We start from the raw sequence: 12,470 nt of genomic DNA on the forward strand, positions 1-12,470 counted from the left end.
AGTATTCCTTAAAGGCCCAGGGCGCTGCGCTCGGCAGCCAGTTGGTCGACGCCATCGATCACGCGCACCGCGTTGACCATGTCGATTTCGTACATCGTGCGACCGTCGACTTCCAGCTTGTAGTAGGTGACCGCCATCGCGTATTTCATCTCGGCTTTGTCGCCGGCTTTCCAGTCACCCATGTCGACTTCTTTGAGCATGCCGCGCAGGGTTGCGATCACCGGGGTGATCTGACCTTTGAGGCCTTTGAAGGCCCCGCGAAACACCGCGTTGCAACCGGTCTGATCCGACAGGCCGAAGTACTTCATCGACTCGCGGCGTACACCGGTGCTGGTCCAGCTGGCCTCCATTTTCTCCAGGCCCATGTCCATTTCGATTTCGCCGGCCATGCCGCCGCCGCGATGGCCTTCGGTTTTGACCGTGAGCTTGGGCAGGGTCAGCGACGGCACATCGCCGGCGAAACTGACCCCGTCCACGAACAGGTTGGTGTTGCTGAGCATTTGCGGAATCATTGAGCGGCCTCCTTAGGCGGCGGTGTCCAACACTTCGGTCAACCACTGGTTGGTGACCTCGACGCGGAAAATCGGGTTTTCGGCAGGCGGCACGTCGGTGAAACGGATGTTCCAGTACACCTTGCCCTGCTCCAGCTGGCTGGCCGTGTTCAGTTCGGTGTCGGCATACACCTCAAAGTTGATCACCGCGCCCTGGTTTTTCAGGTCGCGCATAAAGGCCTCGAGACCGTCGGTGACGTCCTTGATGTAGGTCTTGGTGATCGAGCGGTCGACTGCCCATTTGTGCCCGGCCAGAATCGCGTCCATCACGATGTCGACGGTGCGGACCCGGGTCACGAACGCCCACTTCGGATCGGCAGACAGGGTGCGGTTGCCCCACAGGCGATAGCCGCCGTCGCGGATGATGGTGGTGATATTGGCGTTGTTCAGCAGGTTGGCGCGGCAGGTTTCATCGCCGTCGAGAAACTCGATCGGGCGTGAAGTACCGGTGATGCCCACCAGCTCCTTGTTCGAGGGCGAGGCCCAGAAGCCGTACTCGGTATCGGTCCAGGCGAACAGGCCAGCGGTGAAGGCCGAGGCCGGCGAATCAATGGTGGCACTGGTTACGGTGTCCCATTGCTGCACACCTGGGTCGACCATGAACACTCGCTTGCTGCCGAATTCCTTGGCGTAGGCCAGCACCGCCTCATCGGTGGTGTTGGGGCCGTCGACGATCGCGATCGCACGCAGCTTGCCGGCGAGCGCATCCATGGCGGTGGCCACCGCTTGGGTCGCGGAATGCTTCGGCGCGATCAACAACCGGGGCTGGGCGTTGAAGCGGCTTTTACCGTCGAGCAGCGCCTGCAGGCCGGTACGCTGACCCGAAGCCAGGACCCCGCCGATGATGGCCGAGGTTTGCAGTGCCGGGTCTTCCAGCTTGGTCACCCCGCAGGCAACGATTACCGCCTTGGCCCGGACAAACACCGCTCTGGCGGCGCGGGTGATGGCTGAGTCTTCGCCGAAGGCGGCCACCGCTTCGCGCTCGCTGGTCAGCAGCACCAGGTCGTTGGGTTTGGCCGATGTGGAGGGTCCGGGAGTGAAGGTGTCGACCAGCCCGATGATCGAGGTCGACGGCAGCGATATCACGCGGGCACCGGTGTCGACCAGGGTGACGGTTACGCCGTGGAAACGGCCGGTTGTGCTCATAAAGTCATTCTCCAGAAACGACAAAGCCCCGCAGTGCGAGGCTTGTGTGGGGCAAACAATAATTTGGCTGTAGGAGCGAGCTTGCTCGCGAGCTTTTTCCTTGGCGCGCATCAAATCGCCAAGAGCTCGCGAGCAAGCTCGCTCCTACAGGGTTGCGCGGGTTTAGCTGAGGTTTTCGATCCAGTCGGGCGTAGTCGGACGGTATTTCTTGGCCGGGAAGTGCTTCGATGCTGGCCAGTCGCGCAAGGCCTGCACATAGTCCAGCAACTCGCCGGACTGTTTGACCGTCATCGTGGTCGGGCGGGCTGAGTCCACTTCATCGCGGTGCCTTTCCCGCAGCCACTTTACGCGCTCGATTTCAGTGTCACGCCAGGTTCGTTCCGAAGCACCAGGCTCTAAAACCAGCGCCGGCTCAGGATTGCCACCTGCGGAGAGCCAGTCTTCGTACTCAGCCCAGAACCGATGCCCGCGCGGGACCGTGGCGCCGTCATCCAGGCGAATCACCGTGTCAGCATCTGCGGTCAGTTGATAGCTCATGGCAGCTCCTAAAGTTCTGCATCTGCAGTGGCATGGATGTAATACGTCTGCGGGACAAGCCCGAGGTCGCTGTTGTCGATGCTGACCTGACGTGTACCGATCAGCAGGGCACGGGCATTGGCGCTTGAATGCTGATCACTGCCTGAGCGCCATTGGCCATCCGGCCCGGCTACGCTGTAAAGCGTGATACTGGGTGTGGCTCGCTTCTCGACCTTGAACGGCCAATGCCCAAGCGGCTGGCTGCTGGAGCCGGCCTGTCCGTGATAGACGATAGAGACCAGTGAACCGATGTGGGTTATCCGGTGTTGCGGTTGAATTTCATACGAAAAGGTTTTTTCGTAATAGCGCTGGCACAGCATCAGCTCTTGCGCAAACGGCCTCAGTTCAAACTCAGTGGCAACCGCTCCTGTTTCAAGTTGCACAGATATCAGGTCCAGGTTGTAGGCGCCCGCCCCCTGGCTATCAAAAACCAGCTCAAGATAATCACGGCCAGGCACGCGTGTTTTGCCCGCTATCGAGGGCACATTCAAGGTGACCACGTAGCGTTTAAACACGGGGGTGACGGCCACTTGCTCACTCACACCCGGGCCTGCATCCGTGCCACCCACACCAAAGGATTGGCGCAGCATGACGTTGCATGTGTGGTGGATGGATGAACGCATACAAAACGACACCGTCACCCACTTTCCCGCGCCGGTCTCGACACTTTCAATAGGCTGGCTGATTCTCATGCCGTCGCTGCTGCCCGAGCGCGAAACCCTTAATCCGAAGCGCCCCTCATTGGATCCCTCGCCGGGTCCAAACCCCAGCCGCTCCCAGACAGCTGCTGAATTGGCCGGCATGGAAAGCATCCAGCGGTCCGGGCCGTATAACGTCTGTGCCGGGCCGGCCAGATTGCCGACATGGCCCGCTGGCCCTCGCTGCCAGATATCAAAATTGCCATTGATCAGGCGATTCTTGCGATACACCTGGGCTGGAAAAGCCTGATCCGGACTCTCGATCTGGGCGCACACATACTCGGTGTTGGCCACCTTCCGCGAGCGTTCGTTAACAGGCTGGGTCGGAGCGTTCTGGCCCGCTGCCCATTGGAAGGTCAACGCTGTCGTACCCAGCACGATGGGGGCGTCAGTGGTCAGGTGCCATTGGGTATCCGCGTTAACGGCCCCTTGCTCAACATGGACCGTCAGCCCCGGGGTCACCTTCGAACTGGTGTCAGCATCCGGGGTTCGCTTCCAGACATCGGCTGTCAGATACAGGCCGTTATCCTGGGCAGCGGCCTGATTTTTCACCAGTACCCGCGCGCCGGTCTGCACCACGATACCGTCAACCGTTTGCACGCCGGACAACACCACCGGCCCGGTGGTGGCCACCTGTACGGACTGTTTCATATCCAGGGTGTTGATGGCTTCATCCACGTATTGGCGTGTCGCAAGCACCACGCTGGGATCGATCTTGAGCGTGACATTGGCGGCACTGGTGACGATAAAGTTCATCCGCACCACTTGGGTCTTGCCGCTGCCCTGGGCCAGCAAGGGTTTGAAGCTCGGCGCGCAGTTGGCTACCGCCACCAGGTCACCGTCCAGGTCGTACAGACCGATCTCACGAATCCACCAGCCGCCGACATTTTCCGGGATCACTTGCTCGGCAATGATCACGTTGGTATTTCGCGGGTCGATCTTTACCTGATTCAGCGGTGCCCGGCGCTGCTCGTTAATCAGTCGGGTTTGTGCCCGGTCGGGGATCGGGTCGGTGCCGTTGGCGTCACCCACCCCCATCTGCGCGAACGTCCAGGGGATGCCCAGGGCATCGGCATTGGCTTGTTTGGCTTCCCCGATGGCGGTGAGGATCGCCATGAACTGGCTGCTTTGATCAATCATGGGTACACGTCCAGGTTTTCGATTTGGTGTTCACGGCCGGTCGGGCCGAAGTGGCCGGTGACCTCGATGTCTAGCAGTGCCGGCGGATAGACGTCGATTTCTTCGCCTTCGTAGATGCCGGCAAAGAGGTTGAGGCAGCCGGTGGTTTCGAGGCTGATCACCAGTTCGGTCAACAGCCGGCTAAGGGGTTTGGCGTCGTCGATCAGGGCGACCAGCTCCTGATACATTTCTTCGGTAATGCCGGTGTCCAGCACCCCGACCTTGAGTGCGAAAGTGCCGGCCACACCCAGCGGCACGGTCTGCCACCATTCGATCACTTCCAGCAGGTAGCCCAGCGGCTCCACCACCCGCCGCAGTGCGCCGATGGTGCCCTTGCGCGCATGGATCAGGAACGCCGATTCAATGGCTGCGCGCTTGGTCTGCTCGCTCCATTTGTTGTCCCAGCGATCCACCGACCACGCCCAGGCCAACTGGTGCAGCAAGTGCGCCGGACAGGTCCGGGCGTTGTACAGGGTGGGGATTGGAATGCCCGGGGAGTGGTCAGTTGCCGCTTCGATACCCCGTTCTAACTGCGTGCTGTTGAGCGGTAGCAAAGTCATCCGGCACCGCCCTGGATCACGCTGAAACCGGTGCAGTACGCCGCCTGGTGCGTAGCCCGGGGGATGTCAACCCAGCCCGGTAAATCCACCCTGCTGACGCCGGTGATGTGCAGCTGGGCGTCAATCGCCGAGCGCGAGACTTCTACTCCGAGCCGCCGACGCGGGTTGATCCAGGTCTGCAGGCGGCGGGTCGCCTCGGCCAGAATCGCATCGTTTTCCGAGCCGGTACCGGCCATGTGCACCACGGCATCAATCCGGTATTCCAGGACCTCAGCACTTTGCACCGTGAGCCGGTCGCCCACTGGTCTGATGTCCTCATCGCTGAGGTGCAGCAGTACCTTGTCCAGCAGCGGCTGGTCAGCCACGCCGTTGCCCTCCAGATGCAGCACCGTGACCACCACATGGGCCGGGCTCGGGCTTTCGGCCTGGGCATCGGCCACCAGCGCCGAAGCATTGCGCGCGTGCAGGATGTAGCTATTGCGCGGCCCGGCGGTGGTCAGCCCTTCGTACACCAGCTGGATGCGCTCGCGTAAGGCGTCGTCCAGCTCCATAACCTTGGGCACCGGTGGCACGCTCTGGGCATCCGCGTCCTGAATCACCAAGCGCTTGAGCCGCACGTTGGCAGCCAGATGATCAAGGTCAGTGCCCCGGGCATAGGCCAGCAGCAAGGCCTTGGCCGCGTCATTGATCCGGGCCCGGGTTTGCAGCCGGCGATAGGCCCCCAGCTCCAGCAACTTGACCACCGGATCACTTTCAAGCTGGGCGTTCCAGTTGTCGCCCATGTAGGCGCGAAACACGCTCAGTTCTTCCTGATACACCTCTTCAAAGTCCAGCGACTCCAGCACCTGCGGGGGTGGCAGGGCCGACAGGTCCACAGTGCTCATGCCCTTACCTCCATCTCTACGCTGTCGCCCAGGTACACACCCTTGAGCTCAAAGCTGATCACGCCACCGAGCACTGCCGTGACACGCACCGCGTGCAGCTTGAAACGCGGCTCCCACAGGTTCAGCGTGTGGGCGACCTCGGCCTGTACCGCGCTTTTCCAGCCGGCCGTGATCGGCATGTCGACAAACCGGCGCAGCTGACAGCCATAGGCCGGCCGCATCCGCCGACTGCCCACCGGGGTGGTGAGGATGTCGGCAATGGATTGGCGCAAATGCTCGACACCGGAAAGGGCCGCGCCGGTGTGGCGATCCATTCCGATCATCGCGGGTTACTCCGTGAGGGGCTCAAAGTCCGGGTGGGTGTTGAGGTACTGCAGTTGGGCATCACTGATCGCGCTGACCTGGCCCTTGGCGACCGGCAGCAGGCTGCCGTCTGGCAGGATCAGGGTGCGCGAGGTGTAGACCTTGTCGCGGAAAGTGCGGGCAGCCGGGGCATTCTTTTGCAGCGAGGGCGCATCAGGTTTGTCTTCAGTGATCTTGGCCATGTGTTTCTCCAGGCATAAAAAATCCCGCACGGAGCGGGTTGTTTGAAACGGGTCGATCAGTGCTTGTGGTTCGGGGTGTTGCCGACGGTGTCGATGATCATGCCGAGCCCGGTGATGTCCTGGGTGACGGTCAGGGGGCCGTCGATCTTGACCGGACCGATCAGGTCGATGGCACCCGCCGTTACGGTGACAGCACCGTCAGTCAGCACCGCCGTAGTCCCGCCCACCGCGATGGTGACCGTGCCGCCGGGCAAGGTGATGCTGTAGCTCCTGGCCTGCCAGTCGTAGACTAGTGAGCCGCCATCATCAAAGCGCCAGACTTCAACGTGATCGCGGTTGTCCGGCGGCGCCCCGGCATCGCCGTACAACCCCGGGATAAAGGTGCCCATGCCGGCCTGACCGCTCGGGCTCAACAACACGCCCTGCTCCCCTATACCCGGCGCCCGCCAATGCCGGGCCTTGCCCGCCGCGACGCTGTGCCAGCGCACCCAGGCACTGGTCCAGTCGCCAGTGGATACCCTGCAGGCGGGTGGCGAGGCCGCAAGATCCACCGCCACCACATAGCAAGGCAGCAACATGGCCGCGATCATGCGGTCATGTTCTGCACTGGCGTAGCTCATTCCATCGCCTCCGGAGGGGTGTAGTTGCCTTCGTTGCCCGGGCCGGTATCAGGGGAGAAGCCCCAAACCAAGGTGCCCGGCGGCTGATCTGGCCACGGCCATTCCTGTTCGCCGAGGCAAAGGGTTTGCGTCCACTCCACCAGCCACACGGTGTAGCCGTCCAGTTCGGGGCGGGTCCAGTCCTGGCTCGACCGCTGGAACTCGGCCGCTTCAACCGGCAAACCCCAGGACTGCAGTCGCAACAGCACCGCCAGTTGCGTGGCCAGCTGTACCGCCTGCCGGTAATGATCGGCAAGGATCACGTCGACAATCACCCGCGCTTCGAAAGTGATGGTCAGGGTGGTTTCGCCGGTACCGATATCCTGCCCCGGATTGATCTCGCCGATGTCGAGAAACACTGCGGGTAGCGGGATGTGGTTGTCGATGTTCGGCCAAAAGCTGACCAGCTCAACACCAGGCAAGTGCTGCTGGATCTGCTTCTCAATAGCCTGATACAGCACGTCGAGACTTAACGGTTGCTCACACACGGCGCGCCCCCTTCAGGTATTTCTGCAGTTCGAAGTTCAGCTCTTGCTTGAGCACATGCAACAGCTGAGCGTCCGCCTTGCGGCTCCAGGCTTCAAAGTGTGGCCGCACTGCATCCAGTGAAATCTTGGCCTTGGCCAAAGGGAAGCGGTCGCTGTTCTCGCCCACAAAACCGGAGCTGGGCCCGGTCTGCGAGGAGATATCGCTGTCGGGATAATCCGCCGGGTTGAAGTGTTTACTGGCGGTCCGAATCCAGATGTCCGCCTGATTGCCGTAGACCTTCTTGTAGAAAGCCCCCTGATAACGCCGCCCGGCCACCGACACGCCTGCCCTGGTCTGCCGGGGTCGCCCTGCCCGACTGGCTTCCATGGGATTGATGCCGAACCAGAGTTTGCCGCGCAACGCGCCGCCGTCGACCGGGTAGCTGCGCAAGCGCTGCCGCACGGCTTTGACTGCAATTTTTTCCTGTCGGCCCACGGCTCGGGCGATGTGGGTGCGCAACCAGCCAAGGGTTTTGTTGATCGCTCGCCGCTGTGCATTGGCAGCGGCTTTGGGCATTAAAATGGTCAGGTCCGCGAACGCCTTTAAATCCTCGGCCCTGGGCTGGATGTGCAGCGTGCCGCTGTCCTTTTTTACTTCATTGAAACTGCCGATACTCATGGGCGTTTCCTCAAGATCAGGGAGACCAGGCCGTCGCCGCTGGGCTCCAGCTGCAGCAGGTCGTAATCACCACCGCCATCCAGCGCCGGCAGGTCGATGGTGACCCGCAAGCCCTTGGTCAGTCCGTCCGAGTCCGCGACCCGCACCACAAAATGCGGTTCGCGAATCGCAGTGTTGAGCCGGCCAATCTGCGGCTGCTTCCAGGGTGCCGCGAACATCCCCAGCACCGGCTCGGCGCGGCCTTCGATGTGCCCGGTGTCGCCCAGCACGTCGAAGATTACTTCGTCGATGTCACCCACCAGGTCGCGAATGCCCACGGTTAGAGCTCCAGCAGGATCTGCGCTTTGGGCCGGGTGCAGATGTGCAGCGGGTTGGACTGGGCCTCACCGGCCATGCCTTTGTTGAACGGCATCGGCTCGATCTTGCTGTAGTACGGGATACCCTGGGTGTTGACCGTTTCCATATAGTCGGCCGGGGCAAAGGCCGAGATGTACAGATCGGGAACACCTTCGGGGACCAGCAGGGCTTTGTCGTCGTGGACAAAAGGCTGGCCCGCGATACGACCCCGGTAGCGCTCCCAGGTGATGCCGCCGAACTCAAAGGTTTCGCGTGCATCCGCGCGCAACACGACCGCCTGCTGGGTGTTTTTGTAGGTGTCCACGACATCCGGATGGGTAACCAGAGCTTCCCAGAAAGTCTTGCCACAAAACGCTCGGGATCCGCTGGTTGTTGTGCTTCCCAAAGCCTCTTCCTGCAGATCCAGTGCCCTCATGCAGCGAACACGCAACTTGTCTTTGCCGGCAGCAAACTCCATTGACAGCGTCTGTTGCTCTACCCCGAAACGATCAAAAATATCCAGCAATACGGTGCGGCCGTCAGCATCCAGAATTTTGCCGTTCAGTGCCCCCATGCGCTGATATTCATGGGTGACGTCCAATTGGCGGCGGGCCTTCAACAAGCGCGCATTGACCACATCCTGCACCGCCTGCAGCTCACTACGGGTGCCGAAGGCACGAATGCCCTGGATCTCATCGGCCTTGATGGTGAAGCGTTCCGGCAGGTGCACGGTGTTGAACGGGATCAGCGTGCGCTTGCTGGCAGCAACCACCAGACCTGAAGTACCGCGCTCACCAGCCGGTACCAGCGCCAGGGTGTCGCCGTCTTTTTCGATCTGCACGGTCAGGGTGGTGATGCCCTCTTCCTGAAACAGGCCGAGGCTGCTCAGGCGCCCGGGCAGGTATTGCTGTTCGTTAATGGCAGCGGTCAGCGACGAAACAGAAAACGCTTCGTCGTCAAAGATGGCGATGTCGGCCATTGGGGACTCTCCAGAATGTAAAAACCCCGCTCGATGGCGGGGTGCGATAAAGGGGCGATCGGCTTAGCGCACGATCACGAAATGTTCAGCCAGCGACTTCTCGCCCTCCGGATCAAGGCCTGTCAGGTGCACTTCACTGACCTCGGCCAGCCGCACCACCGCGCGACCACGACGAACGATGTCGGACTCCCCCAACGGTCCATACAGAATGGCCACTGCCTTCTCGCTACCGTCTTCGGCAGTGGGTTCATAGGCGGCGAACTCACCCGAGGCCGTCACCTGCCCGAGGACCTGACCCGCATTCAGCGCCGGGCCAGCAGCAACGTTGATCGCTTCGCGGGAGATATTGCCGGCGCCTTCGGACAGCAAGAACTCGCCCGCATGCATCGGCTCTTTTTTAATGGTCATGCTTTTACCCCTGTCTGGGCGGCGCGACGGGCCGCGTAGATCGCATTGGTGTCAGGCTGCTTGGCCTGGATTTTCGGCGCCGGGTCATCGCTGATCGGCAGGCTGTTATCGATTTCAAAACCGCCGCCGCTGACCAGCTTGTCGAACAGGCGGCCGCGCACGGCTTCAGCACTGAGCCCGGCCGCGACAAACTCCTGGGTGAACTCCGGCAGACGCGCAGCAACGCACAGGTCGCGCACGGCCTTGGCGTTGGTAAGCGCGGCATTAACTGTGGCCTCATCGACCAGTTTGGTGGCGCTGATCAGCGACTCGATCAGGTTGGTGATCCCGGCCGCGTTGCAGCTTTGGGTGATCAACAAGGCCAGCTTGGCCGAATCCGCAATGGGCGGTTTTTCGGGCTCCGGCGGAATCGGCTCCGGGGTTGGCTCGGGCGGATCTTCCAGCTGGGCCAGCAATGCCTGCGGCGCATGCTGAAAGCGCTGCAGCACGCTGCCCTGGCCCACACAGGCTTTGACGGTGAGGCCCGCGCCCACTTCATCTGCCAGACCCAGGGCTACCGCTTCGCTGGCCGTGAGCCAGGTTTCGGCGTTAACCAGGCGCCGCAGCTCCACCTCGTCAATGCTGGGCGACTTGGATTTGTAGGCGGCAATGATGACTTCCGTCGCTTGGTCCAGCACGGCGGCAACCTTACGCAGATCCTCGGCATCGCCTGATGCATAGGTATACGGGTTGTGGATCATCAAAATCGCGTTGCTTGCGATCACGACCTTGTGAGCACCGCACACCGCGACACTTGCCGCGCTCGCTGCCAGGGCATCCACCCGGCCGGTGCAACGCTCGCCAAGCCGCGACAGGGCGTTGTGAATGGCCAGGCCGTCGAACAGGTCGCCGCCGATGCTGTTAAACGCCACCACGATCGGCGACACGCCGTCATCGATCGCGGCAAGGTCGCGGACAAACTGGTTGGCAGTGATGCCCCAGGTGCCGATCTCGCCGTAAACATAGACCTCAATGCTGCGGGTCTCGGCCTCGCCGCTGGCCTTGAGGCTGTACCAGTGCTTATTCTGCGGCGCCGGTAGGTCACCGGCTTTATTAAAAATGCGTAGCCTGTTCATGGTGTCTCCTTGTCGGCGGCCGGTTCTGGCTGGTCGACGAGCGTTTTGTAGTTGAGGCCCAGGTCACGGGCGCGAGCCTGATCGGCAGCATTTTCAGCGTCCACGGTTTCAGCGTCATAGCCCGAACGCAGGACCATTTCGCTGCGGGAGTTAAAGCCCGCATTGACTTCCATCATCCGCGCCTGAATGTCCTGCACCGGCTGGATATAGGCCCAGCCCTGCGGTACCCAGCGGGTGCGCAGGTATTCGCGACGGCGCTGCGCGTAATCGTCCAGTTTGAGGCGACCGGCCAACACCGCCATGTCCATCCACGCCGCGCGAACCGGGCGGCACAACTGGTGCACGTACACCCCGAATTGCAGTTGCTCCAGGCGACGGCGGAATTCGTTGAGCACAACCCGCAGCGCCCGGTCGTTGACCTCGCGCATATCACCGGTGAGGATTTCGTAAGGCGTGCCGGTACCGGCGGCAGCGGCCATCAATTGCTGCCGCATAAAGTCCGGGTAGTTGTTGCCGGCGTCCGGGGGCTTGGAAAATTCCACCTCTTCACCGGGCCCCAGCTCCTGCATGGTGCCGGGCTCCAGCGCGACCATCGGCGTGAAGCCGTCGCGGTCTTCGGTCAACAACTGGCCGGTGACCGGGTCGCGGGGTTGCTGTGAGGCTTCGGGGGGCGGTCTGCTGATAAACCCGGCAAACAGGTTGGCCACTTCCTGACGGAACAGCACCGCATCGTCGTAGTTGTCCAGGCTGCGCAAGCGCTTGAGTACTGGTGCCAATCGCGGCACACCGCGCAACTGCCCAGGCTCGACCGGTTCAAAGATGTGCAGAACCTGCTCGGCCGGTACCCGTACCAGTTGGTTGTAACCGGCGTTCAACGACGAGGCATCGCGGGGGTGAACGCGGTACATCCAGTAAGCCACCCGCTGATGAGCCGGGTTGAACTCGATCCCGGCACGGATGTTGTTGCCGTTTTTGGCCGGCTCAAATTTGTCATGGGGTACAAACTCGGGGGCCAGTACCTGAAGCTGAAGCGGTACCGCCAGATCTTGGTCCAGGCTGCGTGGCCGCATACGCACAAAGCATTCACCGGCGGTTTCGACGGTGCGGGCGATCAATGCTTGCTGCCCGTAGAAGTCGGTTAGGCCATCGGCATCCGACTCATCAACCCAGTCCTCCCACAACTCCTGCTGCACTTTGCGCAGGGCATCGTCCTCGATCTTGGGTCGCGGAGTGATGCCGGTACCGATCAGGTTGCTGACGCGCTTGTCGATTACGTTGAAGGCGTAAGGGTCATTACGCACAGCCGCCCGCGAACGGGACCGCAGGTTACGCAAGGCCGGGGTGTTGATGCTGTTGATGCCAATATCGGGCGCGTCCCAACTGGCTGAACGCCTGCCCTCTCCGGCTCCTTCATAACTGGCTTTGATCCGTTCCGGCAGCAAAAAACCGTTGCGGGTCAGGGTTGGATATTGGCGTGCCATTAGAGTCCCTTGCCTCCGTGGTAAAGCCTCACCACTTTTGAACGTGGCCCGGCGGACGCGACCAGCGAAGTACGGATCTGGTCGCGGGCCTTGAGCAGCTCATCCACCGTGCGGTACTCCACGGTGCGATCGGCGTAGCGCACGGTTTTCTCGCCGCGCGCGATGGCCGACTCAACCGCGTCGAGGTGCTTTTGGGTAAAGGACATA

General features: G+C 61.7%; 17 protein-coding genes. All 17 read right to left on the reverse strand.

The window, feature by feature from the left end:
• Positions 1-8: 8 nt before the first annotated feature.
• A complete protein-coding gene (locus FEZ21_RS17410; RefSeq protein WP_160627994.1) occupies positions 9-512 on the reverse strand; it encodes a phage major tail tube protein in 504 nt (167 codons plus the stop codon).
• A 12-nt stretch (positions 513-524) separates the two neighbouring features.
• Positions 525-1,697: a phage tail sheath family protein gene (locus FEZ21_RS17415; protein ID WP_160627996.1), complete on the reverse strand. Its 1,173-nt coding sequence runs from the start codon at positions 1,695-1,697 to the stop codon at positions 525-527.
• 162 nt (positions 1,698-1,859) lie between these two features.
• Positions 1,860-2,234: a phage tail assembly chaperone gene (locus FEZ21_RS17420; protein WP_160627997.1), complete on the reverse strand. Its 375-nt coding sequence runs from the start codon at positions 2,232-2,234 to the stop codon at positions 1,860-1,862.
• Between the two features lie 8 nt (positions 2,235-2,242).
• Complete coding sequence (locus FEZ21_RS17425; protein ID WP_160627999.1) at positions 2,243-4,111, reverse strand: phage tail protein; 1,869 nt, start codon at positions 4,109-4,111, stop codon at positions 2,243-2,245.
• Entirely contained in the window at positions 4,108-4,710 is a 603-nt protein-coding gene (locus FEZ21_RS17430; protein WP_160628001.1) for a phage tail protein I, read from the reverse strand. Before FEZ21_RS17430 ends, FEZ21_RS17425 begins: the two co-directional genes overlap by 4 nt.
• Positions 4,707-5,594 carry a baseplate J/gp47 family protein gene (locus FEZ21_RS17435; RefSeq protein ID WP_160628003.1) on the reverse strand — a complete coding sequence of 296 codons (888 nt, stop codon included), beginning with the start codon at positions 5,592-5,594 and terminating at the stop codon, positions 4,707-4,709. The genes FEZ21_RS17430 and FEZ21_RS17435 overlap by 4 nt, the downstream gene beginning before the upstream one ends.
• Complete coding sequence (locus FEZ21_RS17440; RefSeq protein ID WP_160628004.1) at positions 5,591-5,917, reverse strand: GPW/gp25 family protein; 327 nt, start codon at positions 5,915-5,917, stop codon at positions 5,591-5,593. Before FEZ21_RS17440 ends, FEZ21_RS17435 begins: the two co-directional genes overlap by 4 nt.
• Before the next feature lie 6 nt (positions 5,918-5,923).
• Positions 5,924-6,139, reverse strand: coding sequence for a hypothetical protein (locus tag FEZ21_RS17445; protein ID WP_160628006.1), 216 nt, complete (start codon positions 6,137-6,139; stop codon positions 5,924-5,926).
• 56 nt (positions 6,140-6,195) lie between these two features.
• Complete coding sequence (locus FEZ21_RS17450; protein WP_160628008.1) at positions 6,196-6,759, reverse strand: phage baseplate assembly protein V; 564 nt, start codon at positions 6,757-6,759, stop codon at positions 6,196-6,198.
• Positions 6,756-7,286 (reverse strand): hypothetical protein, encoded by a 531-nt coding sequence (locus FEZ21_RS17455; protein ID WP_160628010.1) that lies wholly within the window; start codon positions 7,284-7,286, stop codon positions 6,756-6,758. Before FEZ21_RS17455 ends, FEZ21_RS17450 begins: the two co-directional genes overlap by 4 nt.
• On the reverse strand, positions 7,279-7,944 hold the full coding sequence (locus FEZ21_RS17460) for a hypothetical protein (protein ID WP_160628012.1): 666 nt from the start codon (positions 7,942-7,944) through the stop codon (positions 7,279-7,281). Before FEZ21_RS17460 ends, FEZ21_RS17455 begins: the two co-directional genes overlap by 8 nt.
• Positions 7,941-8,261 carry a hypothetical protein gene (locus tag FEZ21_RS17465; RefSeq protein ID WP_160628014.1) on the reverse strand — a complete coding sequence of 107 codons (321 nt, stop codon included), beginning with the start codon at positions 8,259-8,261 and terminating at the stop codon, positions 7,941-7,943. The genes FEZ21_RS17460 and FEZ21_RS17465 overlap by 4 nt, the downstream gene beginning before the upstream one ends.
• A gap of 2 nt (positions 8,262-8,263) precedes the next feature.
• Positions 8,264-9,259, reverse strand: a complete 996-nt coding sequence (locus FEZ21_RS17470) for a major capsid protein (RefSeq protein ID WP_060693483.1) — start codon at positions 9,257-9,259, stop codon at positions 8,264-8,266.
• A 63-nt stretch (positions 9,260-9,322) separates the two neighbouring features.
• On the reverse strand, positions 9,323-9,667 hold the full coding sequence (locus FEZ21_RS17475) for a head decoration protein (protein ID WP_160628016.1): 345 nt from the start codon (positions 9,665-9,667) through the stop codon (positions 9,323-9,325).
• A complete protein-coding gene (locus FEZ21_RS17480) occupies positions 9,664-10,782 on the reverse strand; it encodes a head maturation protease, ClpP-related (RefSeq protein ID WP_160628018.1) in 1,119 nt (372 codons plus the stop codon). Before FEZ21_RS17480 ends, FEZ21_RS17475 begins: the two co-directional genes overlap by 4 nt.
• Entirely contained in the window at positions 10,779-12,263 is a 1,485-nt protein-coding gene (locus tag FEZ21_RS17485) for a phage portal protein (protein WP_160628020.1), read from the reverse strand. Before FEZ21_RS17485 ends, FEZ21_RS17480 begins: the two co-directional genes overlap by 4 nt.
• Complete coding sequence (locus FEZ21_RS17490; protein ID WP_094992971.1) at positions 12,263-12,469, reverse strand: phage head-tail joining protein; 207 nt, start codon at positions 12,467-12,469, stop codon at positions 12,263-12,265. Before FEZ21_RS17490 ends, FEZ21_RS17485 begins: the two co-directional genes overlap by 1 nt.
• Between the last annotated feature and the right edge of the window lies 1 nt (position 12,470).

Source organism: Pseudomonas sp. 9.1(2019) (assembly GCF_009910445.1).
Classification (GTDB): Bacteria; Pseudomonadota; Gammaproteobacteria; order Pseudomonadales; family Pseudomonadaceae; genus Aquipseudomonas; species Aquipseudomonas paraversuta.

What these genes read in the sequence shown, in the direction of transcription:
- FEZ21_RS17425 (WP_160627999.1), bottom strand. Translation starts at nt 4,111, where the DNA reads ATGATTGATCAAAGCAGCCAGTTCATGGCGATCCTCACCGCCATCGGG.
- FEZ21_RS17445 (WP_160628006.1), bottom strand. Translation starts at nt 6,139, where the DNA reads ATGGCCAAGATCACTGAAGACAAACCTGATGCGCCCTCGCTGCAAAAG.
- FEZ21_RS17470 (WP_060693483.1), bottom strand. Translation starts at nt 9,259, where the DNA reads ATGGCCGACATCGCCATCTTTGACGACGAAGCGTTTTCTGTTTCGTCG.
- FEZ21_RS17475 (WP_160628016.1), bottom strand. Translation starts at nt 9,667, where the DNA reads ATGACCATTAAAAAAGAGCCGATGCATGCGGGCGAGTTCTTGCTGTCC.
- FEZ21_RS17450 (WP_160628008.1), bottom strand. Translation starts at nt 6,759, where the DNA reads ATGAGCTACGCCAGTGCAGAACATGACCGCATGATCGCGGCCATGTTG.
- FEZ21_RS17420 (WP_160627997.1), bottom strand. Translation starts at nt 2,234, where the DNA reads ATGAGCTATCAACTGACCGCAGATGCTGACACGGTGATTCGCCTGGAT.
- FEZ21_RS17490 (WP_094992971.1), bottom strand. Translation starts at nt 12,469, where the DNA reads ATGTCCTTTACCCAAAAGCACCTCGACGCGGTTGAGTCGGCCATCGCG.
- FEZ21_RS17460 (WP_160628012.1), bottom strand. Translation starts at nt 7,944, where the DNA reads ATGAGTATCGGCAGTTTCAATGAAGTAAAAAAGGACAGCGGCACGCTG.
- FEZ21_RS17410 (WP_160627994.1), bottom strand. Translation starts at nt 512, where the DNA reads ATGATTCCGCAAATGCTCAGCAACACCAACCTGTTCGTGGACGGGGTC.
- FEZ21_RS17480 (WP_160628018.1), bottom strand. Translation starts at nt 10,782, where the DNA reads ATGAACAGGCTACGCATTTTTAATAAAGCCGGTGACCTACCGGCGCCG.
- FEZ21_RS17430 (WP_160628001.1), bottom strand. Translation starts at nt 4,710, where the DNA reads ATGACTTTGCTACCGCTCAACAGCACGCAGTTAGAACGGGGTATCGAA.
- FEZ21_RS17415 (WP_160627996.1), bottom strand. Translation starts at nt 1,697, where the DNA reads ATGAGCACAACCGGCCGTTTCCACGGCGTAACCGTCACCCTGGTCGAC.
- FEZ21_RS17440 (WP_160628004.1), bottom strand. Translation starts at nt 5,917, where the DNA reads ATGATCGGAATGGATCGCCACACCGGCGCGGCCCTTTCCGGTGTCGAG.
- FEZ21_RS17485 (WP_160628020.1), bottom strand. Translation starts at nt 12,263, where the DNA reads ATGGCACGCCAATATCCAACCCTGACCCGCAACGGTTTTTTGCTGCCG.
- FEZ21_RS17435 (WP_160628003.1), bottom strand. Translation starts at nt 5,594, where the DNA reads ATGAGCACTGTGGACCTGTCGGCCCTGCCACCCCCGCAGGTGCTGGAG.